Raw genomic sequence first — 24331 nt, 5'->3', positions numbered from 1 at the left:
AGAGCCGGGTCCAACTTAAGGCGCAGTTGCATTCCCTTGGCCCGCGCCTTGGTCCAGTGCACCGCCGCCACGTGCTCGCACAGTTCGGCAAAATCGGTGGGTTGCGGCGAGAGGGAGAGTTTGCTGTTTTCGTTGCGGCTAAAGTCGAGCACATCGTTGAGCAGGCCGAGCAGCTCATCCCCCGCCTGACGCACCCGCGCCAGCGCAGAGTCTTGCTCTCTCGACAAAGGAGTACTGGCCAGCCACTCCAGCAAGCCGAGCATGGCGTTCATCGGCGTGCGGATCTCGTGGCTGATGGCGGCCAAAAAGCGCCCCTTGGCCAGAACGGCCTGTTGCGCCTGCTCATGGGAGTGCTGCAATGCCTGATCCTGCTCAACCCTGGCAGTGGCATCCTGCATCACCGCATAAATTCGCCAACCCTGCGGCTGACTGCGCCCACGGCCATAGAGCTGCAACCAGCGCACCCCCTTGGTCGGATGGTGGTAGCGCATGGTGAATGCGAAGGGTTTGCCAGCCTGCAACATGGCGAACATCTCACGGCGTACCCGGCGGCGATCCTCGCGCTCCAGCATAATGAGCACCCGTTTGGGCTCACGACGGATCTGCTGACTCGCCAGCCCCAGCAGCTCGTAACAGCCCCGGCTGATAAACTCGATCCCCCCTACCCGTCCCCGCTCGAACATAAACTGCAGCACCACGCCGGGAACGGTATTGGTCAGGGCGCGCAGGCGGCGCTCTGCCTGACGCAGAAAACGGGCCTGCTCACGCAGCACACTGATATCCGACAGGGCGATGAGATCGGTGGCAGGTGCCTGCTTGTCCAGCCGCAGCGGATGCTGGACATAGGCGAAGACCTGATCCCCCAGCACCAGCTCCCCTTCGCTCTTCTGGGGCTGTACCGGCGGCAGCATCAACTGATGCGAATAGCGCAGGGCCAGACGTCGTCCCTGTTTATTGGATTTGATCACCTTGCCCTGGCTATTGCGCAGATAGACGGGCACCGGCAACGCCTGAAACATGGTTTCCCGCAGCTCGCTCTCGATGGCCAACGCCTTCTCGGCGGCGTGACGCTGGGCCACCTCCCGTGCCAGTTGCTGGCGAGACCGCCAGATCCCGCCGATGACAATACCGCTGATCAGCAGTGCCATGGCAATGGAGCCAAACCAGGCGGCGTAGCTCACGCCGGGCTGCTGCACGACGAGCAAGCGGCGCCAGCGCTGGTTAAGTTCGTCAATCTGGGTGCTGGTCAGCGCCATCAGATTGCGATCCATCACCCCGGCCAGTTCGGTCTGACTCTTGTTGATAGCAAAGCCAAGACTGAAGCGATCTTCCAGCTCCTCGATATCGAGCCCTTCCAGCAAGTTGGTACGCTGGGGATATTGCAGCTGATATAGCTCGCTCAGCATGGCGTCAGCCTTGCCCTGTTTGATCGCGGCAAGCCCCTGCTCGATGCCGTCGGTGCGAAGCCACTCCTGATCACCGAGCAGGGCGAGCAAGGAGGGATCGTAGAGGGATTCCGGCACCAGAATACGTTGGCGCTTGAGTTGGGTAATGCGATCAGCAGCCAGCTTGCGCTTGCTGATCAAGGCAAACCGGTTGGTGGAGATCGTCCTACTGAAAATGAACTGGTTCGTCAATGCCGGGGATTCCGGTAAGCCGGCCATCATATCCGCCTCACCACGGCGCAGCTTTTCTACGGCCTCCGCCTTGCTGGCGGCAGGCACCAGCTTGTATTTCAGGCCGGTCTCCTGGGTGACCCAGCGCAGCACATCCGCGCTCCACCCTTTCGCCTCCCCCAGATCATTGACGCCGCTATAGGGCATCAACTCGGGATTGAACACCAGGCGAATGGTACGCCCGCGGCCGGATAACCAAGCCTGCTCGGTATCGCTGAAGTGGGGCTGGTTGACGTAGAGCGATCCCTGATCGAGATAGCGAGCCAGATCGGTATAGATAGTACCGGCCGGCATATGACGGATCAGGGTGTCCACCAGATTGGCCAACTCAGGCTGATCACGCATCATCAAGCGATAGCTGATGATCCGATCCTCACCAAACAGGCGGCGCAGGCGCAACCCATCGGCAGGAAACTCGCGCATCAGATAGCGCAGTTGCAGATAGTCCCCCAGATAGGCATCACCCTTGCCACTCTGCAGCGCGTCGTAGACCTTCTCCCCGCTTTTTAGGGAAATAATGCGTGCCTGGGGATAGAGCTCGTGCAGCAGGCGGGCTGAGTCTGCCACCGAGTAGACCAGAAAGCGGGCCTGTTTGAGATTTTCACCCTTGTAGAGGATGGCGGCATCTGTCTCCATCATCGGACGGCTTAACCGCATACCCTCCACGGCCTTTTTGCGGGTTCCGACATAGGGAATGATGTCGCATTCCCCCTCTGCGAGCCCGTTGCGCAATGTCTGCCAATCGGGCAACTCTTTTAGCACAAGCGGAATCGGGAACAGCTCCTGCAACCGGGCGAGACGATCCTTGAGCAGTCCCCCCTCGGCCATCAGGTATGGTGGAGGAAGCGTCGCAGGATAGCAGAGCGAAAGCTGGCTAAGTGAATTTACATAAGCTTGGGTCGCCGGCGCCAACGGCAGCACTGTAGTCTGCAAAGGCTTGGCATGCAATGGCTGTGCCAGTACAGCACCCAGAAGAAAAATGGGGAATTTGGTCATCTGAAAACAAAAGCCAGGCATCTGCCTGGCTTTTTATCACTCGTTGGGTTCAACATTTTCTACCCTGGCCTTGAGCTTCTGGCCAGGCCGGAAGGTCACCACGCGGCGGGCGCTGATCGGAATATCCTCGCCCGTCTTGGGGTTGCGTCCGGGACGCTGATTCTTCTCACGAAGGTCAAAGTTACCGAAGCCTGAAATCTTGACTTGTTCACCACGCTCAAGCGCCTGTCGGATTTCCTCAAAGAAGGCTTCCACCATATCTTTGGCTTCACGCTTGCTCATCCCGAGCTGGGTGAACAGGTGCTCTGCAATGTCGGCTTTGGTAAGCGCCATAGATCAATCCCTCAAGGATGCATTCAACTCTTCACCAAGGGCCCGCACAACATTGTCTACGGTCTCGGCAATCTCTTTCTCCTCCAGGGTGCGCTGGGTATCTTGCAATACAAGACTGATGGCCAGGCTCTTCTTGTCCTCTGCCATACCAGCACCCTGGTATACGTCAAACAAGTTTATTCCAACTACCTGATTTCCGCCAACTTTTTTAATTACCGCAAGCACATCACCTGCCAGAACCTGACGATCGACAACCACGGCGATGTCGCGACGGTTCGCCGGGAACTTGGAAACTTCGGCAGCCACAGGCACCTTGGCCGGGGTCAGCTTGTCCAGCTCCAGCTCAAACATCACCGCGCGGCTCTTGAGGCCCAGCTTCTTCTCGAGGCTCGGGTGGATCACACCGATGTGGCCGATGATCTCGCCATTACGCAGGATGGCTGCGCTCTGGCCCGGGTGCAGGGCGCTGTGCTCGGTGCGCTCGAAGGTAAAGGTGGCCCCTTCGGCGGTCAAGTCCAGCACCGCTTCCAGATCCCCTTTCAAATCAAAGAAGTCGGCTGCGCGGGTTTTGATATCCCAGTGCTCGTCGCTCTGGTTGCCAGTGATGATACCGGCCAGCATCGGCTCCTGACGGATGCCGTTCTCGGCGCTTTCATCCTTGATGAAACGCAGACCCTGCTCGAACAGACGCACACGCGGCTGCTGACGGTTCTGGTTGTAAACAACGGCTTGCACCAGACCCGGGAACAGAGAGACGCGCATGGCGGACATCTCGACCGAGATCGGGTTCGGCAGCACGATGGCATCGCTCTGCGGGAACAGGGTTTGCTGGGTCTTGGGATCAACGAAGCTGTAGGTGATCGCTTCCTGGAAACCGCGGTCAACCAGCAGGTCGCGCACGCGCTTCAGGGTCACCTGCCCTTCTGCCTGCTCCACCATCGCCAAGGAGGCAGCGGGTTTCAGGTTCGGGATGTTGTTGTAGCCGTAGATACGAGCCACTTCCTCGATGAGGTCTTCCTCGATGGCGATATCGAAACGCCAGGAGGGCGCGAGCGCGGTCCAGCCGTCAGCATCCACGGTTACCTGCATGCCAAGGCGAGTCAGGATCTCGACCACCTGAGCATCAGCCACGCTGATACCGATCACCTTGTCGAGCTTGGTCCGACGCAGCTTGATGGGTGCCGCTTTCGGCAGATGGACATCGGATTTGACCTCGATGACCGGACCCGCTTCGCCGCCGCAGATGTCCAGCAGCAGACGGGTTGCACGGTCCATCACCTTGGCTTGCAGCTGCGGATCCACCCCGCGCTCGAAGCGATGGGATGAGTCGGTGTGCAGACCGTAAGCGCGAGCACGGCCGGTGATGGAGAGCGGCGCGAAGAAGGCGCACTCCAGCAGGATATCGGTAGTGGTCTCGGATACACCGGTGCGATTGCCACCGAAGATACCGGCCATGCAGGCAGGACCTTTGGCATCGGCAATCACCAGGGTGGTCTCTTTGAGCTTCACTTCGTTGCCGTCGAGCAGGGTCATCGGCTCGTCAGCGTGGGCGCGACGTACCACCAGTTCCCCTTCCAGGGTAGCAAGATCGAAGGCGTGCATCGGCTGACCGTATTCCAGCAGCAGATAGTTGGTGATGTCGACGATGGCGTCGATGGAACGAATGCCGCCACGGCGCAGCTTCTCTTGCATCCAGAGCGGGCTCTGGGCCTTGAGGTTCAGCCCCTTGATGACGCGCCCCAGATAACGGGGGCAATCAGCTGGTGCTTCAACCCGGATCGGGAAAGTTGCATCAATGGTGGCAACAGCAGGAGCCCAGGTCGGCTCGACCACGTCCACGCTGTTGAGCACGCCAATTTCACGAGCCAGACCCGCGATACCGAGGCAATCGGCACGGTTCGGAGTCAGATCCACGTCGATGGAGACGTCGTTCAGATTGAGGTAGTCACGAATATCGGTACCAATGGGGGCATCGGCCGGCAGCTCGATGATGCCATCGGCTTCAACGTCGATACCCAGCTCGCTGAAAGAGCAAAGCATGCCGTGAGACGGCTGGCCACGCAGCTTGGCTTTCTTGATGGTGAAATCACCCGGCAGGGTCGCCCCTACTTTGGCTACGCACACTTTCAGGCCCTGACGGCAGTTTGGCGCGCCACAGACGATGTCCAGCAGCTCGGCTTCACCCACGTTGACCTTGGTCACCCGCAGCTTGTCGGCGTCCGGATGCTGGGCGCACTCGACCACTTCACCCACCACCACATTGTTGAACTGGCCAGCAACCACTTCAACGGCGTCCACTTCCAGGCCGGCCATGGTGATCTGCTCGGCCAGTGCGTTGTCACTCAACTCGGTGCGGACCCACTCCATCACCCAGGATTTACTGAATTTCATGTTCTCTCGCCCTTACTTGAACTGCTTGAGGAAGCGCAGGTCGTTTTCGAAGAAGGCACGCAGGTCGTTGACCCCGTAACGCAGCATGGTCAGGCGCTCAACGCCCATGCCGAAGGCAAAACCGGAGTATTTTTCCGGATCGATGCCGACCGAACGCAGTACGTTCGGGTGCACCATGCCGCAGCCCAGCACTTCCAGCCACTTGCCGTTCTTGCCCATCACGTCTACTTCGGCGCTCGGCTCGGTGAACGGGAAGTAGGAAGGACGGAAGCGAATGGTCAGGTCTTCCTCGAAGTAGTTGCGCAGGAAGTCGTGCAGAATGCCCTTCAGCTCGGTAAAGCTGGCATGCTCGTCAACCAGCAGGCCTTCAACCTGATGGAACATCGGGGTGTGGGTCATGTCGTAGTCGTTACGATAGACGCGGCCCGGTGCAATGATGCGGATCGGCGGCTGCTGATGCTCCATGGTGCGGATCTGCACACCGGAGGTGTGGGTACGCAGCATCAGATCAGGATGGAAGTAGAAGGTATCGTGATCGGTACGCGCCGGGTGATGAGCCGGAATATTCAGCGCATCGAAGTTGTGAAAGCCATCTTCAATCTCGGGACCACGGGCAACCTTGAAGCCCATCTCGCCAAACAGGCGCTCGATGCGCTCTATGGTGCGGGTTACCGGATGCAGACCGCCATTCTCGATGCGGCGGCCCGGCAGGCTGACATCGATGGTCTCGGCAGCCAGCTTCTGGTTCAGCACGGCGACTTCGAGCGCTTCACGACGCTCGTTCAGCGCATCCTGAACCTGCTGTTTGGCCTGGTTGATCACGGCGCCCGCGGCGGGACGCTCTTCGGCAGACAAGGCACCCAGGCCCTTCATCTGCTCGGTAAAAAAGCCCTTTTTACCCAGATATTTGACCCGGATTTCGTCGAGGGTCGCGATATCGCTCACGCCCTCAATTTCGGCTCTGGCTTGGCCGACTACTTCTTCAAGCTGTTGCATGTCTTCCTCGTCACCACTCCCGGTACAGGAGCCTTTAGGCTAAATAAGGTCAAGAGTGGAATAATACAAAAAAAGCCCCTTCGCTGACCATAGTTAAGGTGGGCTTTTCTCCCTACAAATCATTTTGTTATATCAAGCGAGTCTCATCTGTTCACCGCCACTTCTGAAATACTAAAACAAAAACTTAGTTTGTTGGCATATAAACCCATTTGTAGAACAGGTCATCTCGCACATATCACCTTGTGTGGAGAAATATGCAGCTCGTGTAAAACAGTGGACAGAATATGGGCGTGAGAAAGGAAAAAGTAATGTAAAACAGAGAGTTATAGATACAAAAAAGGAGGCCTGAGCCTCCTTTTAGCGTTTATAACAGAACTGGATTAAACCAGAGCTGCTTTAGCTTTTTCAACCAGGGCGGTGAAAGCCATTTTGTCGTGAACGGCGATATCAGACAGGATCTTGCGATCGATCTCGATAGAAGCCTTCTTCAGACCGTTGATCAGACGGCTGTAGGACAGACCGTTCTGACGGGCTGCAGCGTTGATACGCGCAATCCACAGCTGACGGAACTGACGCTTTTTCTGGCGACGGTCACGGTAGGCATACTGACCAGCTTTGGTTACCGCTTGTACCGCTACGCGGTAAACACGGGAACGGGCGCCGTAGTAACCTTTGGCGGCTTTCATTACTTTCTTGTGACGAGCTCGAGCAGTCACACCACGTTTAACTCTTGGCATTTTTCACATCCCCCCTTATGCGTACGGCAGACAAGCGACAACACGTTTGTGGTCGGCAGCAGAAACCATGAATTTCGGCCCCAGCTGACGCTTACGCTTGCTGCTCTTCTTGGTCAGGATGTGACGCAGGTGGTTGTGCTTGCACTTGAAGCGACCCGAGCCAGTCTTTTTGAAGCGCTTTGCAGCACCTCGGTTGGTTTTCATCTTCGGCATTTCATACTCCGCATTGTGAGTGACAACAAAATCGCAAGGCGAACCGACTCATGGGGCTTGCCCCATGAGTCAATTTCTTGTGGGCCTTAAGATTTCTTCTTAGGTGCGAGGACCATCACAGCTTGACGGCCTTCGACTTTCGGGAACGACTCGACTACGGCCAACTCTTCCAGATCGTTCTTGACGCGTTCCAGAACCTTGATACCAAGATCCTGGTGGGCCATTTCACGACCACGGAAGCGCAGGGTGACCTTAGCCTTGTCCCCGTCTTCCAGAAAGCGAACCAGGTTGCGTAGTTTTACCTGATAGTCGCCTTCGTCAGTGCCAGGACGGAATTTGATTTCCTTAACCTGGACGACTTTCTGCTTTTTCTTCTGTTCTTTGGTTGTTTTGCTCTTTTCGTAGAGGAATTTGCCGTAATCCATGATCCGGCAAACGGGCGGCTCAGCATTTGGACTGATCTCGACCAGATCAACTCCGGCCTCTGCGGCCAAGTTCAGAGCATCCTGAATGGAGGTGATGCCAATGGCTTCACCATCCAGACCAGTCAGACGAACTTCTTTCAGACGGATCTCTTCATTGATCCGGTGAGCGCGGGCTTGCGGTTGCTTGCCCAGTTTTTTTCCGCCTTTTATAGCTTATTCCTCCACTTTCTTTTGTCCGCGGGTCTGAACTTCCTGGGTCAGCAGAGCGATAAACTCTTCAACAGGATAAGTGCCCAGGTCAGCCCCTTTACGAGTCCGTACTGCAATCTTACCGGCTTCAACTTCTTTATCGCCGCAGACCAGCATGAAAGGTACTCGTTTCAAAGTATGCTCGCGGATTTTAAAGCCAATCTTCTCATTTCTCAAGTCCGCTTTTGCGCGAAGGCCCGCATCATTCAATGCTTTGGCTACTTTCACCGCATAATCGGCCTGATTGTCCGTGATATTCATGACCACAGCCTGAGTCGGTGCCAACCAGGTCGGGAACAGACCGGCGTACTCTTCAATCAGAATACCGATGAAGCGCTCGATAGAACCCAGGATGGCCCGGTGGATCATCACAGGTACATGACGATCGTTGTTTTCGCCCACATAAGTGGCACCCAGACGACCAGGCAGGGCAAAGTCGAGCTGCACGGTACCACATTGCCACGCACGATCAAGGCAATCGTGCAGGGTAAATTCAATTTTGGGACCGTAGAACGCCCCTTCACCCGGCTGCAGATCGTACTTCAGACCGTTGAGCTCCAGCGCTTCGGCAAGGGCTTTCTCGGCACGATCCCACATCTCGTCGGAACCGATACGCTGCTCGGGACGAGTGGAGAGCTTGACCACGATGTTCTCGAAGCCAAAGGTACCGTAGACGTCATAGACCATACGAATACAGCCGGAGACCTCTTCCATGATCTGCTCTTCGGTACAGAAGATGTGAGCGTCATCCTGAGTGAAGCCGCGCACCCGCATCAGACCGTGCAGGGAACCGGACGGCTCGTTGCGGTGGCAGGAACCAAACTCGGCCATACGCAGCGGCAAATCACGGTAGGACTTCAGACCCTGGTTGAAGATCTGGACGTGACCCGGGCAGTTCATCGGCTTGATGGCGTACTCGCGGTTTTCGGACTGGGTGGTGAACATGGCCTGGGCATACTTCTCCCAGTGACCTGAACGCTCCCACAGGACGCGGTCCATCATGAACGGACCTTTCACTTCCTGATAGTCGTACTCTTTGAGCTTGCCGCGGATAAAGGTTTCCAGCTCACGGAAGATGGTCCAGCCATCGTTGTGCCAGAACACCATACCGGGTGCTTCTTCTTGCATGTGATACAGGTCGAGCTGCTTGCCGATCTTGCGGTGGTCGCGCTTGGCGGCCTCTTCCAGACGCTGCAGATAGGCCTTGAGTTGCTTCTTGTCAGCCCAGGCAGTACCGTAAATACGCTGCAGCATCTTGTTGTTGGAGTCACCGCGCCAGTAGGCGCCGGACATCTTCAGCAACTTGAAGTGGTGGCAGTGACGCATGTTGGGCACGTGCGGGCCGCGACACATGTCGATGTACTCTTCGTGATGATAGAGACCTGGCTGATCATCACGGGCAATGTTCTGATCCAGGATTTCGACTTTGTAAGACTCGCCGCGCGCCTCGAATACATCGCGCGCTTCTTGCCAGGAGACTTTCTTCTTGATGACGTCGTAATCCTTGGCTACCAGCGCCAGCATGCGCTCTTCCAGAGCAGCCAGATCTTCATCGGTCAGGGTACGGTCAAGATCAACGTCATAGTAGAAGCCGTTGTCGATGACAGGACCGATGGCCATCTTGGTCTGGGGCCAGAGTTGCTTGATAGCATGACCCAGCAAGTGGGCGCAGGAGTGGCGCAGGATGTCCAGACCTTCTTCGTCTTTGGCGGTGATGATGGCCAGCGCAGCATCGGCTTCGATCAGCTCGCAAGCATCCACTAGTTCACCGTTTACCCGACCGGCAATGCACGCCTTGGCGAGACCGGGACCGATGTCCGCAGCCACATCCATGACGGAAACAGAGTGGGCAAATTGACGTTGGCTGCCGTCAGGCAGAGTAATGATTGGCATTATGTGTTTCCTTATACAGTGGTGACCCCTACCAAAGGTCACATGCGGGATGGAAAAGAGATTCAAAAAGGTGATGTTCTGGTTCTCCACAGCACTTTGCGAAGACGGCCTGACACGTCAACCACATGTCTAACGTGACAAACCAAGCCAAAACGGCCCCATGCTACCAGAAGTCGGGCGTGCTGTATCGGATTTGCAGATATTTTCTACAGTCAAATGAGTCGCCTACCGACTATTCGCCAAGCAGGGATTGCCAGTTGAAGTCAAAGTCACTGCTCCCCTCCTCTGCCAGCGCCAGCTCTTGCAGCACCTGAAGCGCCAGCTTGTTGCCCTTTTGTGCCGCCTGATAGAGCCACTGTTTCGCCTGTGGCAAATCGACCCTGCCGCTGACCCCCATCAGATGAAGGACGCCGACTTTCAGCATGGCCGGGACGTCACCATTACGGGCAGCCTGATCCATCCAGTGAAAGGCTTGGCGCAGATCTCGCTTGACCCCAACACCGCGCAGATAGAGTTCTGCCAGCCGATATTGGCCGAAGGCATCCCCTGCCTGCGCCGACTGGCGATAGAGGCTGATGGCCTGATGGATATCCTGCTCGCTCCCCTGCCCCACCTCATGACTCCAGCCCATCAGGGCTTGCGCCCGAGGTTGGCCTTGATCGGCCAGTGGCGACCAGATCCGGGTCGCCTCATCGAAGTGACCGGTACGCCAGGCACGGTTGGCAGCAGCCATCTCATGCTCGGTGGAGAGCGGAAGCAGACGCCAGATAACCAGCGCAAACAGACCGATAAACAGCCAGCGGGAAGTGGTGGGACTCATGATGATTTCCGTGATCCAGTTCTCATTTCGTCTATGTAAACGAAATGTAGCGTTGCGATCAAGCTAGAGATCCCTACGACAACCCTTTTTGCAACCGCGCGATCAGCAGTTGTTGTCATTTATCCGGGGCTCCTGCAAAATAACTGTATGTATAAACAGTGTCGGTGCGCACAATGGCAGGACGAGGCAGCCCCCACAATATCGATCACCGTTTTAGCGGCCCCCTTGTTGAAGCGGTCGATGACGGCTGGCAATCGTCCGATTGGGATGCCGCCTTTACCCCCTCTGTACCTGGCACCGAGGTGCGGGAGATCGATGCACGCAGCATCATCAGCTACAACAGCTCGCCGGATGTCCCCTTTGGTCGCTCCATCAACCCCTATCAGGGGTGCGAACACGGCTGCATCTACTGCTATGCCAGACCCAGCCATGCCTATCTGGAGCTCTCCCCTGGCCTCGATTTCGAGAGCAAGCTGTTTGCCAAACGCAATGCAGCCGACCTGCTGCGCCGGGAGTTTGCCAAACCGGCCTATCAGCCACAGACCATCTTCATTGGCGCCAATACCGACCCCTATCAACCCATCGAGCAGCGCTATCGCCTCACCCGGCAGTTGCTGGAAGTGATGCTGGCCCACCGCCACCCGGTCGGCCTCATTACCAAGAGCGCCATGATCTTACGCGACCTCGATCTGTTGACCGAGCTGGCCAGAGAGGGACTGTGTCAGGTGATGGTGTCGGTGACGACCTTGAACGAAACCCTGCGCCGACAGCTGGAACCCCGCGCCAGCACAGGTGCAGGCCGCTTGAAAGTGATCGAGAAGCTGGCCAACGCTGGCGTGCAGGTGGGGGTACTGGCCGCCCCCATGATCCCGCGGCTCAATGAGCCGGAGCTGGAGCAGATCATCAAATCGGCCGCCGAGGCTGGCGCCAGTTGCGCCGATTACATCATGCTGCGCCTGCCCCACGAGCTGGCGCCGCTATTTGGTGACTGGCTCGATACCCACTATCCGGGCCAGAAGGAGGCTATTTTAAATCAGTTGCGAGCCAGCCGCGGTGGCGGGCTCAACAGTACCGCCTTCGGCACCCGCATGCACGGTGAGGGTCTCTTTGCCGATCTGCTGGCCCAGCGCTTTCGCCTTATCAGCAAGCGCCTTGATCTGGGCAAACGCCATATTCAGCTCAGGCTGGATGGGTTTATCCGCCCCGGGGAGCAGCTGTCGCTCTTCTAATCCCCCCTTTTACGCCCTGCATACATCAGATGCACAACCCTTGCCTGCCAAGAGGTTGAGAGGACGATATGCCGCAATACATTCTGGGGAAAACCCGCTTTTCAGAATTTTCCAACGGAGTAGCCAAGCCGCGACAAGAAAGCGCTATCCGGTAAAGAGAGGGCTAACGCCTTAGCCTGCTCGCTGATCCCGCCCCTGCTGCACCATTTCAACCGGTAGTCGCGAGGGTTCATGAGCCACTTCGTGCTCATCCTCTTCATACAGCGGCACCTCTGACTCGCCCCATACCCGGCTCCACCAAATTTCCCACGTGATCCAACTGGTCATATGCAGCTCCTGACGGTGAAGGTGATGGCAACAACGCACCACTCGCCTGGCAGGATAGCGGCTGGGAATGACAGGGAAATGACAAAAAAATCACTTGTAAAAAGGCAACTGGCGGTGGCGAGGAAAAGCCGAAACAGTTCACATATTCGGCGAAATCATCCTGAAAGCGGTCACAAATCTGCAGGTTGTTGATTGCAGCTCACTCTGTTCCCGCCAAAGCTGAGTTGCCCATTCAGGCATCTATAAAAACAGGGACACAATAATGAAACACACAGCGGGAATATGGGCGATCGCAGGCATGCTGATCGCCCCCTTGGCGCACGCCGACGTCATACTTCACGCCTTCAACTGGAAGTACAGTGAAGTGACCGCCAAAGCCGACCTTATCAAGTCGGCCGGTTACAAACAGGTACTCATCTCGCCGCCTCTCAAGTCATCAGGCAACGAGTGGTGGGCTCGTTACCAGCCGCAGGATCTGCGTCTTGTCGACTCACCCCTTGGCAACAAACAGGATCTCGAGCAGCTGATCGCCGCCATGAAAGCGCGGGGCATCGCCGTCTATGCCGATGTGGTGCTCAACCACATGGCCAACGAAAGCTGGAAACGCCAGGACCTCAACTATCCCGGCAACAAGCTGCTGCAAAGCTACGCCAGCAACCCGGCCTATTTCGAGCGCCAGAAACTGTTTGGCGATCTGGGGCAAAACTTCCTTTCCGGTCAGGATTTTCATCTCGAAGGGTGCATTAGCGACTGGAGCGATCCGGGTCATGTCCAGTATTGGCGACTCTGTGGTGGTGCCGGTGACAAGGGGCTGCCGGATCTGGATCCCAACAACTGGGTGGTCAGCCAGCAACAGGCCTATCTCAAGGCGCTCAAGGGGATGGGGATCAAGGGTTTTCGGGTCGATGCGGTCAAACACATGAGCGATTACCAGATCAATGCTGTGTTCACCCCCGAGATCAAACAGGGGATGCACGTGTTTGGCGAGGTGATCACCACAGGGGGCGCAGGCAGCACCGATTACGAGCGCTTCCTCAAACCCTACCTCGACAGCAGCGGCCAGGGAGCCTATGACTTTCCGCTGTTTGCCTCCCTGCGCGGCGCGCTGGGGTATGGCGGCAGCATGAACCTGCTGGCGGATCCGGGCGCCTACGGTCAGGCGCTACCGGGCAGTCGCGCCGTCACCTTTGCCGTGACCCACGACATCCCCACCAACGACGGCTTCCGCTATCAGATCTTAAGCCAGACTGACGAGAAGCTGGCCTACGCCTACCTGCTCGGCCGCGATGGTGGCTCGCCGCTGGTCTATTCGGATCACGGCGAGACCCAGGCCAAGGATGGACTGCGCTGGCAGGATTACTACCAACGCGCCGATCTCAAGGGGATGATCCGCTTCCACAATGCGGTACAGGGCCAACCGATGCAGCTGGTCGGCAGTGGCGACTGCTTCGTGCTGTTCAAACGGGGCAAACAGGGGCTGGTCGGCATCAACAAGTGCGACTATGAGCAGGAGTACTGGCTCGATACCGCCAGGTTCGAGATGAACTGGTATCGCAACTATCGGGACGTGCTCGACCAAGGGGCCGTAGTCAACGTGCAGAGCCAGTGGGTACGAGTCGCCATTCCTGCCCGCAGCGCCAGAATGTGGCTGCAGGAGTGATCCAGCCGTAAGAGCAGCGTAGAGTCATAAAAAGCAGACAAATAAAAAGAGCGACCACCAGGGTTAATGCCAGTCAGTTAAGCCTGACTGGCATTGTTTTTATTGGTTTTTTGCACCGCATACTTTTGTGGTCTTGCCTTCACACTGCGGGGGTAACTCCGCTCCCTTCGTTCCGGCAGTACAAACTGCCCCGCCTGCTTATCCAGCTCCGCCACCCGCTTCGGGATACTCCCCGGTGACAAGTACGGCATGCAGCTCAGTTCATGGATGAGGTACACCGATGCCATGTGAAAACTCAGCTGGCTCGCCGTGTATCCCTTCAGACTCGCCGCCATTTTTACCATCTGGCGGCGCAGCAGGTTGTACGCCAACAACACGCCCCACAGATCTTGCCGTATCCCCATTGCCTTCTTGCTACGCAGGGTCAGTCGGTGTTGTTGCAGGCTGTGCTTCATCTCCCGATAGCCCAGCTCGATTTCCCAACGATGACCATATAAGTCGACGATATCGGCGCCCACAAAACGCATCGGGTCGACCATCGAGGTCAGCACCTGCCGCATCTTGCCGTTGATGGTGCGGGTAAGTAAGCGGGCTTCTAGTGTCTCTGGCAGCTGCGACCACTTCTTCCTCGCCTGCGGACTGGTGTTCAGCAAGACCAGTGCATCCTGGCGCCCCAGTTTGCGCACCACCTCGTATTGGGTGCCCTTTTTGAGCGGCAGCAACCAGTGCCGCTCTACGCCCGCAGCCCGCCATGCGTGGAGCAGGCCGAGGGAGTAAAACCCCTTGTCGAACAGGGTGAGCGAGTGGTCCGGCGTGCGCGCGATGAGTTGCTCGGCCAGTACCATCTCGCTGACGGCGCAGCTCTCCATGACGGCTTGCGTGAGCAGGTGGCTGGTCAGCTCCATCTGACAGAGCATGCACACCTGCGGATAGGCGGTCTCGCCATGCCGGGTACCGGGCTTGGCAAAGGCGGCGGCATTGTCCGGGGTATCGGGTGTGCGCCACATCACGCCATCAACGGCGAGCAGTTGCAGCCCGGCCCAACCCGGATGATTGGCCTGCTGGTGCCAGCGCGAGGCGGTCTCGTGAAACAGGCGTTCGATGCTCTTGTCCCCCAGTTTTTGGCGAGCTTGCAGAAAGGCGCTGGGAGCAACGAATGGGCGGTCGCCGGGCAACAGGATATCAAGCTGATTGACCAGCTGGGTCATGGGGACGTGGCGGAAGATGGCCATGCCGATGATGGCCCAGACCAGGCGCTCCATGGGCATACGGCGACGGCGCAGGGTAGCAACGCCCTCTTCGCCGAGCAGGGAAGTGATGAGTTCGGGGTGAATGAGGTCGGAGAGTGACTCAAACTGAGCGGCATTACTGGCGTGTAGGAAATCGAGAGCCTGGTCGATACGCATAAAAAATCCGAAACCAATCAACAGGTTTCGGATTTTCACACAACAGAAGGATCGGTCAATGGATCCTTAACTGATCGGCATTAACCACCAGGGTCGCTCTTTTTGCTCAGAGACGTTGCTCGGGTAACTGGTGACGATTACTCGTCACCCGCTTCCCCAGCATCGACCGCATCAGTGCCGGTCGCGGTATCAGTACCTTCAGATACCTCACCGTCAACGGCCAAAGCGTCGTTTTCGTCTTCGTCGCTCTCGGCGATACGCTGCAGGCCAACCACGGTCTCGTCTTCACCGGTACGGATCAGACGGACACCGCCGGTGTTACGGCCAATGACGCTCACCTCGGCAACACGGGTACGCACCAGAGTACCGCCGTTGGTGATCAGCATGATCTGATCGGTATCTTCGACCTGGATCGCATCGATCACCTTGCCATTACGCTCATCCACCTTGATGGAGATAACGCCCTGGGTACCACGGCTCTTGGTCGGGTATTCGGCCAACGCAGTCCGCTTGCCGTAACCGTTCTCGGTGGCGGTGAGGATGGCACCTTCGCCGCGCGGAACGATGAGGGAAACCACCTTGTCACCGGCGCCCAGCTTGATGCCGCGCACCCCGGCGGCGGTACGACCCATGGGACGAACGCCCTTGAAGGTACCCTTGCTTTCGGTGCCTTCGCCGTTGTCGCTGCCATCATCGTCATTGCCGGCATCGTCGTCGGTTTCAACGTCATCGCTGACATCGGCATCAGCGCGACCGCTGCCTTCCGCGAAGCGAACGACTTTACCCGCATCGGAGAAGAGCATGATCTCGTTGCTGCCGTCGGTGATATCCACCCCGATCAGCTCATCGCCCTCTTTGAGGTTGATGGCACGGATACCGGAGGAGAGCGGGCGGCTGAAGTCAGAGAGGCTGGTCTTCTTCACGGTACCGTTGGCGGTGGCGAAGAACACATACTTCTCGGCGTCATATTCCTTCACCGGCAGGATAGCGGTGATACGCTCACCCTCTTCCAGCGGCAGCAGGTTGATGATCGGACGACCACGGGCGCCACGGGACGCTTCCGGCAGTTGGTAAACCTTGAGCCAGTAGACCTTGCCACGGGTGGAGAAGCACAGAATGGTGTCGTGGGTGTTGGCCACCAGCAGACGCTCCACAAAGTCCTCTTCCTTGATCCGGGTGGCCGACTTGCCACGACCACCGCGGCGCTGGGCCTCGTAATCGGAGAGCGGCTGATACTTCACATAGCCCTGGTGAGACAGGGTAACCACCACATCTTCCGGGGTGATCAGATCTTCGATGTTGATCTCGGCACTGGACATGCTGATCTCGGTGCGACGCTCATCGCCATACTGCTCGCGCACGGCCAGCAGTTCATCGCGGATCACTTCCATCAGACGAGCCGGGCTCGCCAGGATGTGCAGCAGCTCGGCGATCAGATCCAGCAGAGATTGGTACTCTTCCAGGATCTTCTCATGCTCGAGGCCGGTCAGCTTGTGCAGACGCAGGTCAAGGATGGCCTGGGCTTGCTGTTCGGTCAGGAAGTATTGACCTTCACGGATACCGAACTCGGGCTCCAGCCACTCTGGCCGTGCCGCATCGTCGCCCGCTTTTTCCAGCATGGCGGCCACGTTGCCGAGTTCCCAGCCCTTGGCAACCAAGCCCGCTTTCGCGTCGGCCGGGGTCGCGCTGTGACGGATCAGCTCGATGATGGGATCAATGTTGGCCAGCGCAACCGCCAGACCTTCCAAAATGTGCGCCCGATCCCGCGCCTTGCGCAGTTCGAACACGGTCCGGCGAGTCACCACTTCGCGGCGGTGCAGCAGGAACGCATCCAGGATCTCTTTAAGGTTCATCACCTTGGGCTGGTTGTTATCGAGCGCCACCATGTTGATGCCGAACGTGGTCTGCATCTGGGTGTGCTTGTAGAGATTGTTCAGCACAATCTCGCCGGACTCGCCGCGCTTGATCTCGATAACGATGCGCATGCCGTCTTTGTCAGACTCATCGCGCAGGGCACTGATGCCCTCGATCTTCTTCTCTTTGACCAGCTCGGCGATCTTTTCGATCAGTCGAGCCTTGTTCACCTGATAGGGGATCTCGTGAACGATGATGGTCTCGCGACTGGTCTTCTCGTCCACTTCCACTTCAGCTTTGGCCCGCACATAGATGGAGCCACGACCGGTACGGTACGCCTGCACGATGCCGGAACGACCGTTGATAATGCCGCCGGTGGGAAAATCCGGGCCGGTGATGTAGGTCATCAGCTCGTCAATGGTGAGGTCGCCGTTTTCGATCAGCGCCAGGCAGCCATTGACAATCTCGGTGAGGTTGTGAGGCGGAATGTTGGTCGCCATGCCCACCGCGATACCGGAGGAGCCGTTGACCAGCAGGTTGGGAACCTTGGTAGGCATGACCGCCGGGATCATCTCGGTGCCGTCATAGTTCGGCACCCAGTCCACGGTCTCTTTGTCCAGATCGGCCAGCAGCTCGTGGGAGATGCGGGCCATCCGCACTTCGGTATAACGCATCGCCGCGGCGCTGTCGCCGTCGACTGAACCGAAGTTGCCCTGACCATCGACCAGCATGTAACGCATGGAGAAATCCTGCGCCATCCGGACAATGGTGTCATACACAGCGACATCGCCGTGCGGGTGATATTTACCGATTACGTCACCGACCACACGGGCCGATTTTTTATAGGGCTTGTTCCAGTCGTTCCCCAACTCGTTCATAGCAAACAGAACGCGGCGGTGAACCGGTTTCAAGCCATCACGCACATCCGGCAGAGCTCGTCCTACGATCACGCTCATGGCGTAATCAAGATAGGAACTCTTGAGCTCTTCTTCGATGTTGACCGGCGTGATCTCTCTGGCCAGATCGCTCATAGAAAGCCTTATCCCTAATTAGTTGTTCTTTGGCTTAAACAGCGCGACATGGTAACACACTGAGCCAAATACCTTAAGCCACAAATCGGGTATCAGATCGGGCTGGTGTGACAAAGTCCGTCCGTTATAATGCCCGCCAGGACAATAGATTGCGCCCATGACTCAGAAGCGGGCGCCCTGCCACAGGATCTTCGAAAAATGAACAGTGATGCCAATGTCGATCTGACAGAAATCGCCAAGTTTGAAGCCATCGCCTCCCGCTGGTGGGACATGGAAGGTGAATTCAAACCCCTGCATCAAATCAATCCGGTACGCCTTGACTGGATCACCGACAAAAGTGGCGGTCTGTTTGGCAAGCGCATTCTCGATATCGGATGTGGTGGCGGCATCCTCTCCGAGAGCATGGCCCGCCGTGGTGCCAGGGTCACCGGCATCGACATGGGTAAGGAACCCCTCGGCGTCGCCCGCCTGCACGCCCTTGAGCAGGGTGTTGAGCTCGAATATCGCCAGATCACTGCCGAAGCCCATGCCGCTGAAGTGCCAGGCCAATATGACGTGGTCACCTGCATGGAGATGCTGGAGCATGTACCGGACCCCGCCTCCGTGTTGCGCGCCATCGCCACCTTGGTGCGCCCGGGTGGCCGGGTGTTTGTCTCCACCATCAACCGCAACCCCAAATCCTATCTGATGATGATCATCGGGGCCGAATACCTGATGAAGATGGTGCCCAAGGGTACCCACGATCACAAAAAATTCATCACCCCGGCCGAACTGTGTCGCATGGGTGAAGCAGCTGGCCTGCTGGTGCGGGATATGAGCGGGGTGCACTATGCACCGCTCTCCAACAGTTTCAAGCTCGGCAAAAATGTCGACGTCAACTATATGGTGGAGTTTGTCCGCCCGGAGCACGGTTGATGAGCTCCTCTCACCTGCTGCCTCTTCGTTGCGTGCTGTTCGATCTGGATGGCACCCTGCTCGACACAGCCCCGGATCTGGGGGCCGCCGTCAACCATGTGCTGGTGAGCGAAGGCTTTGCGCCGCTCTCTGACGACATCATTCGTCAGACCACCTCCCACGGAGCGCTCGGGCTGCTGAAAGCGGGCCTCGGCGACGAACTGCTTGAAGAGCTGGGGGCCACACGCCTGCGCAATGCCCTGCTCGACTACTACGCGGCCAACCTCTGTGTCGGGACCCGTCCCTATGAGGGAATGGTGGATCTTATCGAGTGGCTCGACGAGAAACAGCTCCCCTGGGGCATAGTCACCAACAAGCCGGGCTTTCTCACCGAGCCGCTGCTGGCGGCCCTGCCACAGCTTGCCAGCTGCGGCGTCACCGTCAGCGCCGACACCCTGCCGGTACGCAAGCCCGACCCCGCCCCTATGTTCTTTGCCTGTGAGAAGCTGGGGGTCGAGGCGGCTCACTGCCTCTATGTGGGGGATCATGTGCGGGATATCGAAGCGGGCCGCAATGCTGGCATGCGCACCGCGGTCGCTGGCTGGGGCTATCTCAATGATGAGGAAGATCCCGCCCAGTGGGGCGCCGACCTGCAATTCGATACCGTGCAAGCCCTGCACCACTGGCTGCGCTATGAGTTGACGGCCAAAGCGTAACGCGCAGCCTTACCGGCTGACATGCGATAACGGGGCGAAGAGGCTCTCCGCCCCTTGCATCTCTTCCTTTACGCTCCTGCGCCACCATCACTCGTCTATTGATGGATAATAAAGGCAGCTTTCTGCCTGTTGGATACCCATTTGACAAGCTCACAGCCGTCACAAAGCGGCCACAAACCACCGTCATCTGATGCAAAGCCCTTGCCACGCTGAGCCCGCGGCTGCGACAACTGGACAGCTTTTGACCCTTGTTGCATAAGGGATAATCAGCCGCCGTTTGCTAGTAAAAAGCCCCCCGTTTCGCAAGCAAAAAAAGTTATTTAAATTTTCCATCTTCGATCGGGAGACTTGCTTTTAGCGGAGCGGACGAATGAAAACCCGCTCACTGTGAGCGGTCACTAACTGATGGGGCAAGACTCACAATTTATCCACAGCTCGTCACTTATCCACACATTGCAATGGCGGGCTGACCTCACTATCTTGTAGCTCGAACTTAAAATAACACTACATCTTGTGATTCATCGCACAATCTCTACCCAACTCCCGCACACCGCCGGGGCCTGGGTGGCGCCATTGTGCGATGGTTTTTCGGGAATCAACTGAAGGTCATCAGCCAATGAACTTGTTTGTGACGAAGCGTAACGGACACAAAGAACCCATCGATCTGGATAAAATTCACCGCGTGCTGGACTGGGCCGCCGAAGGGCTCGACAACGTGTCGGTCTCCCAGGTAGAGCTCAAATCCCATATCCAGTTCTATGACGGTATCCGTACCGCCGACATTCACGAAACCATCATCAAGGCAACGGCTGACCTCATCTCCGAGCAGACCCCGGACTACCAGTACATGGCAGCCCGTCTGGCCATCTTCCACCTGCGCAAGAAGGCCTACGGCCAGTTCGAACCGCCCCACCTCTACCAGCACGTGGCTCGTCTGGTGGACATGGGCAAGTACGACAAGCACCTGCTGGAAGACTACACCCAGGCCGAATTCGAAGAGCTGAACACCCATCTGGATCACTGGCGCGACATGAACTTCTCCTACGCGGCAGTCAAACAGCTGGAAGGCAAATATCTGGTCCAGAACCGCGTTACCGGCGAGATCTACGAGAGCCCGCAGTTCCTCTACATCCTGGTAGCGGCCTGCCTCTTCTCCAAGTATCCGAAAGATACCCGTCTGGACTACATCAAGCGCTTCTATGATGCGGTCTCGACCTTCAAGATCTCGCTGCCGACCCCGATCATGAGCGGCGTGCGCACCCCGACTCGTCAGTTCAGCTCCTGCGTACTGATCGAATGCGACGACAGCCTGGACTCCATCAACGCCACCGCCAGCTCCATCGTGCGTTACGTTTCCCAGCGCGCCGGTATCGGCATCAACGCCGGTCGCATCCGCGGTCTGGGCAGCCCTATCCGTGGCGGCGAAGCGTTCCACACCGGTTGCATCCCCTTCTACAAATACTTCCAGACTGCCGTGAAGTGCTGCTCCCAAGGCGGCGTGCGCGGCGGTGCGGCCACCCTGTTCTACCCGCTGTGGCACACCGAAGTGGAAAGCCTGCTGGTGCTGAAGAACAACCGCGGCGTGGAAGAGAACCGTGTTCGTCACATGGACTACGGCGTGCAGATCAACAAGCTGATGTACCAGCGCCTCATCAAGGGCGGTGACATCACCCTGTTCTCCCCGTCCGATGCGCCGGGTCTGTACGATGCCTTCTTTGCCGATCAGGACAAGTTTGAAGAGCTCTACGTCAAGTACGAGCAGGATCCGGCCATTCGCAAGAAGACCCTCAAAGCCGTCGATCTCTTCTCCCTGATGATGCAGGAGCGTGCCGGTACCGGTCGCATCTACATCCAGAACGTCGATCACTGCAACACCCACAGCCCGTTCGACCCGAGCGTGGCGCCGGTGCGCCAGTCCAACCTCTGCCTCGAGATTGCGCTGCCGACCAAGCCGCTCAACAACATCGACGACGAGAACGGCGAGATCGCCCTGTGCACCCTCTCCGCCTTCAACCTGGGTGCCATCGAGAAGCTGGAAGATCTGGAAGAGATGGCCGATCTGGCCGTGCGTGCCCTCGATGCCCTGCTCGACTATCAGGACTATCCGATTGCCGCCGCCAAGAAGGGCAGCATGGGTCGTCGCACCCTGGGTATCGGCGTTATCAACTACGCCTACTACCTGGCCAAAAACGGTGCCCGTTACTCCGACGGCTCCGGTCTGGCCCTGACTCACCGTACCTTCGAGGCCATTCAGTACTACCTGCTGAAAGCCTCCGTGCAGCTGGCCCGCGAGTTCGGCCCCTGCCCGCTGTTTGGCGAGACCACCTACGCGCAAGGTATCCTGCCCATCGACACCTACAAGAAGGATCTGGATGCGCTGTGCAACGAGCCGCTGCATCTGGATTGGGAAAGCCTGCGTGAAGAGATCAAATCCGTGGGTCTGCGCAACTCCACCCTGACCGCCCTGATGCCGAGCGAGACCTCCAGCCAGATCTCCAACGCCACCAACGGCATCGAGCCACCGCGCGGTCTGGTGTCGGTCAAGGCCTCCAAAGACGGCATTCTCAAACAGGTGGTGCCCGAGTATGATCGCCTGAAAGATCAATACGAATTGCTCTGGAAGCAACCGAGCGTTGACGGCTACCTGCAGCTGGTCGGTATCATGCAGAAGTTTGTGGATCAGGCGATCTCCGCCAACACCAACTACGACCCTGCCCGTTTCGAAGGCAACAAGGTCCCGATGAAACAGCTGCTGAAGGACTTGCTGACCGCCTACAAATACGGCCTCAAGACCCTGTACTATCACAACACCCGTGATGGTGCAGACGATGCCCAGACCGATCTGCAAGATGACGGTTGTGCTGGCGGGGCTTGCAAAATCTAAGTCACGGCAAGAACTGATAACCGGGCGGGAGCGACAAGCTCCCGCTCTCCTGTTTTCTCTATTCACATATTCTGGTAACCATGGCCTATTCAACTTTCTGCCAAACCCAAAACGACCAGCTCAAAGAGCCGATGTTTTTTGGCCAATCGGTCAACGTAGCCCGTTATGATCAACAAAAGCACGAAGTGTTCGAGCGGCTGATCGAGAAGCAGCTCTCCTTCTTCTGGCGCCCGGAAGAGGTGGATGTCTCCCGTGATCGCATCGACTACCAGGCCCTGCCTCCCCACGAGCAGCACATCTTCATCTCCAACCTGAAGTACCAGACCCTGCTGGACTCCATTCAGGGTCGCAGCCCTAACGTGGCCCTGCTGCCGCTGGTCTCCATTCCGGAGCTGGAAACCTGGATTGAGACCTGGGCGTTCTCGGAGACCATCCACTCTCGCTCCTACACCCATATCATCCGCAATATCGTCAACACCCCCGCCCAGGTGTTCGACGACATCGTGACCAACGAGCAGATCTTGAAGCGCGCCGGCTCCATCAGCCACTTCTACGACGACCTGATCGAAGCGACCGCCCTCTACAACCTGCATGGTGAAGGGACCCACACCGTCGCTGGCCGTGAAGTGACCATCACCTTGCGCGAGCTCAAGAAGAAGCTCTATCTGTGCCTGATGAGCGTGAACGCGCTGGAAGCAATTCGCTTCTACGTCAGCTTCGCCTGCTCCTTTGCCTTCGCCGAGCGTGAACTGATGGAAGGCAACGCCAAGATCATCAAGATGATCGCCCGCGACGAAGCGCTGCACCTCACCGGCACCCAACACATGCTGAACCTGATGCGCACCGGCCAGGATGACCCGGAGATGGCCGAGATCGCCGCCGAATGCGAACAGGCCTGCTTCGAGATCTTCAAGGAAGCGGCCATTCAGGAGAAAGAGTGGGCCGAATACCTGTTCCAGGACGGCTCCATGATCGGCCTGAACAAGGACATCCTCTGCCAATACGTGGAGTACATCACCAACTTGCGCATGAGCGCAGTCGGCCTGCAGCCAGCCTTTGCCGGCACCAAGCAGAACCCGATCCCCTGGATCAACACCTGGCTGTCATCCGACAATGTACAGGTCGCCCCGCAAGAGGTAGAGGTAAGCTCCTATCTGGTCGGCCAAATCGACAGCGAAGTCAATGCCGACGACCTGGGTGATTTCGAGCTGTGAGTGACGCCACCAACACGCTGACCCCTGCCCCGCACGCACCTGCCGAACAGCATGCGGTCGTGGCACCACGGGTACATACCCGGGATGGTGCCGTGCTGCACGCCCATCCCGGCGAAAGCGTGTTGGAGACCCTGGAGCGCCATGGTCATCATGTGGAGTTCCAGTGTCGCAGCGGCTATTGCGGCGCCTGCCGCACTCCACTGATGGCTGGCAAGGTGCACTATCCTTCGGTGCCGCTGGCATTCGTCGCCCAAGGGGAGTGCCTCCCCTGCTGCTGCAAACCGGTCGGCGCCATCCGGCTGGATATCCAGAAGAGCTGACGCAGCCACAGACTGGCAACTCGCACAAAATAGAAAGCCGCCGGAGCAATCCGGCGGCTTTTTTTGT

Annotated in this window: 19 protein-coding genes; 7 read left to right on the top strand and 12 right to left on the bottom strand. The window is 57.7% G+C overall.

Annotation, left to right across the window (positions count from 1 at the left end):
* The 9 genes from AB5Y92_RS20095 to AB5Y92_RS20055 form a co-directional block, all read right to left on the bottom strand.
* The coding region (locus tag AB5Y92_RS20095) for a transporter substrate-binding domain-containing protein (protein WP_368227463.1) at positions 1-2693 on the bottom strand (2693 nt) is incomplete at its 3' end.
* A gap of 15 nt (positions 2694-2708) precedes the next feature.
* The gene (gene ihfA, locus AB5Y92_RS20090) at positions 2709-3005 is read right to left on the bottom strand and encodes an integration host factor subunit alpha (protein WP_005300715.1); all 297 of its coding nucleotides are present in this window, start codon (positions 3003-3005) and stop codon (positions 2709-2711) included.
* 3 nt (positions 3006-3008) lie between these two features.
* On the bottom strand, positions 3009-5396 hold the full coding sequence (gene pheT / locus AB5Y92_RS20085; RefSeq protein ID WP_368227462.1) for a phenylalanine--tRNA ligase subunit beta: 2388 nt from the start codon (positions 5394-5396) through the stop codon (positions 3009-3011).
* Positions 5397-5408: 12 nt separating this feature from the next.
* Complete coding sequence (gene pheS, locus AB5Y92_RS20080) at positions 5409-6392, bottom strand: phenylalanine--tRNA ligase subunit alpha (RefSeq protein ID WP_335840908.1); 984 nt, start codon at positions 6390-6392, stop codon at positions 5409-5411.
* A 380-nt stretch (positions 6393-6772) separates the two neighbouring features.
* On the bottom strand, positions 6773-7129 hold the full coding sequence (gene rplT, locus AB5Y92_RS20075) for a 50S ribosomal protein L20 (RefSeq protein ID WP_005336687.1): 357 nt from the start codon (positions 7127-7129) through the stop codon (positions 6773-6775).
* A 15-nt stretch (positions 7130-7144) separates the two neighbouring features.
* Complete coding sequence (gene rpmI, locus AB5Y92_RS20070) at positions 7145-7342, bottom strand: 50S ribosomal protein L35 (RefSeq protein WP_005336688.1); 198 nt, start codon at positions 7340-7342, stop codon at positions 7145-7147.
* A gap of 86 nt (positions 7343-7428) precedes the next feature.
* The gene (infC, locus tag AB5Y92_RS20065; RefSeq protein ID WP_196783562.1) at positions 7429-7959 is read right to left on the bottom strand and encodes a translation initiation factor IF-3; all 531 of its coding nucleotides are present in this window, start codon (positions 7957-7959) and stop codon (positions 7429-7431) included.
* Between the two features lie 21 nt (positions 7960-7980).
* Entirely contained in the window at positions 7981-9909 is a 1929-nt protein-coding gene (gene thrS / locus AB5Y92_RS20060; RefSeq protein WP_368227461.1) for a threonine--tRNA ligase, read from the bottom strand.
* 232 nt (positions 9910-10141) lie between these two features.
* On the bottom strand, positions 10142-10729 hold the full coding sequence (locus tag AB5Y92_RS20055; protein WP_368227460.1) for a tetratricopeptide repeat protein: 588 nt from the start codon (positions 10727-10729) through the stop codon (positions 10142-10144).
* 173 nt (positions 10730-10902) lie between these two features.
* Between AB5Y92_RS20055 and AB5Y92_RS20050 the strand changes: the two genes are divergently transcribed.
* A complete protein-coding gene (locus AB5Y92_RS20050; RefSeq protein ID WP_368227459.1) occupies positions 10903-11958 on the top strand; it encodes a PA0069 family radical SAM protein in 1056 nt (351 codons plus the stop codon).
* 171 nt (positions 11959-12129) lie between these two features.
* Here the strand turns inward: AB5Y92_RS20050 and AB5Y92_RS20045 are convergent, their stop codons facing one another.
* Positions 12130-12285: a hypothetical protein gene (locus AB5Y92_RS20045; RefSeq protein ID WP_005345370.1), complete on the bottom strand. Its 156-nt coding sequence runs from the start codon at positions 12283-12285 to the stop codon at positions 12130-12132.
* A gap of 262 nt (positions 12286-12547) precedes the next feature.
* Between AB5Y92_RS20045 and AB5Y92_RS20040 the strand changes: the two genes are divergently transcribed.
* A complete protein-coding gene (locus AB5Y92_RS20040) occupies positions 12548-13945 on the top strand; it encodes an alpha-amylase family protein (protein ID WP_368227458.1) in 1398 nt (465 codons plus the stop codon).
* 77 nt (positions 13946-14022) lie between these two features.
* On the opposite strand, the gene AB5Y92_RS20035 is transcribed toward AB5Y92_RS20040, so the two are convergent.
* Both AB5Y92_RS20035 and gyrA read right to left on the bottom strand, forming a co-directional pair.
* Positions 14023-15351, bottom strand: a complete 1329-nt coding sequence (locus AB5Y92_RS20035) for an IS4 family transposase (RefSeq protein WP_368227457.1) — start codon at positions 15349-15351, stop codon at positions 14023-14025.
* A gap of 137 nt (positions 15352-15488) precedes the next feature.
* Entirely contained in the window at positions 15489-18236 is a 2748-nt protein-coding gene (gene gyrA, locus AB5Y92_RS20030; protein WP_106843360.1) for a DNA topoisomerase (ATP-hydrolyzing) subunit A, read from the bottom strand.
* A 198-nt stretch (positions 18237-18434) separates the two neighbouring features.
* Here gyrA and ubiG point away from each other — a divergent pair, with 198 nt between their 5' ends.
* The 5 genes from ubiG (at position 18435) to yfaE (ending at position 24264) form a co-directional block, all read left to right on the top strand.
* Complete coding sequence (gene ubiG, locus AB5Y92_RS20025; protein ID WP_128816429.1) at positions 18435-19151, top strand: bifunctional 2-polyprenyl-6-hydroxyphenol methylase/3-demethylubiquinol 3-O-methyltransferase UbiG; 717 nt, start codon at positions 18435-18437, stop codon at positions 19149-19151.
* The gene (locus tag AB5Y92_RS20020) at positions 19151-19846 is read left to right on the top strand and encodes an HAD family hydrolase (RefSeq protein WP_368227456.1); all 696 of its coding nucleotides are present in this window, start codon (positions 19151-19153) and stop codon (positions 19844-19846) included. Before ubiG ends, AB5Y92_RS20020 begins: the two co-directional genes overlap by 1 nt.
* 616 nt (positions 19847-20462) lie before the next feature.
* The gene (nrdA, locus tag AB5Y92_RS20015) at positions 20463-22730 is read left to right on the top strand and encodes a class 1a ribonucleoside-diphosphate reductase subunit alpha (protein ID WP_368227455.1); all 2268 of its coding nucleotides are present in this window, start codon (positions 20463-20465) and stop codon (positions 22728-22730) included.
* An 80-nt stretch (positions 22731-22810) separates the two neighbouring features.
* Entirely contained in the window at positions 22811-23944 is a 1134-nt protein-coding gene (nrdB, locus tag AB5Y92_RS20010; RefSeq protein WP_005336708.1) for a class Ia ribonucleoside-diphosphate reductase subunit beta, read from the top strand.
* Entirely contained in the window at positions 23941-24264 is a 324-nt protein-coding gene (gene yfaE, locus AB5Y92_RS20005) for a class I ribonucleotide reductase maintenance protein YfaE (protein ID WP_164536865.1), read from the top strand. Before nrdB ends, yfaE begins: the two co-directional genes overlap by 4 nt.
* The last annotated feature ends 67 nt before the right edge of the window (positions 24265-24331 follow it).

The organism is Aeromonas sp. R1-1 (genome assembly GCF_040908495.1).
GTDB lineage: Bacteria > Pseudomonadota > Gammaproteobacteria > Enterobacterales > Aeromonadaceae > Aeromonas > Aeromonas veronii.
This window is presented reverse-complemented; position numbering and strand designations above follow the sequence as displayed.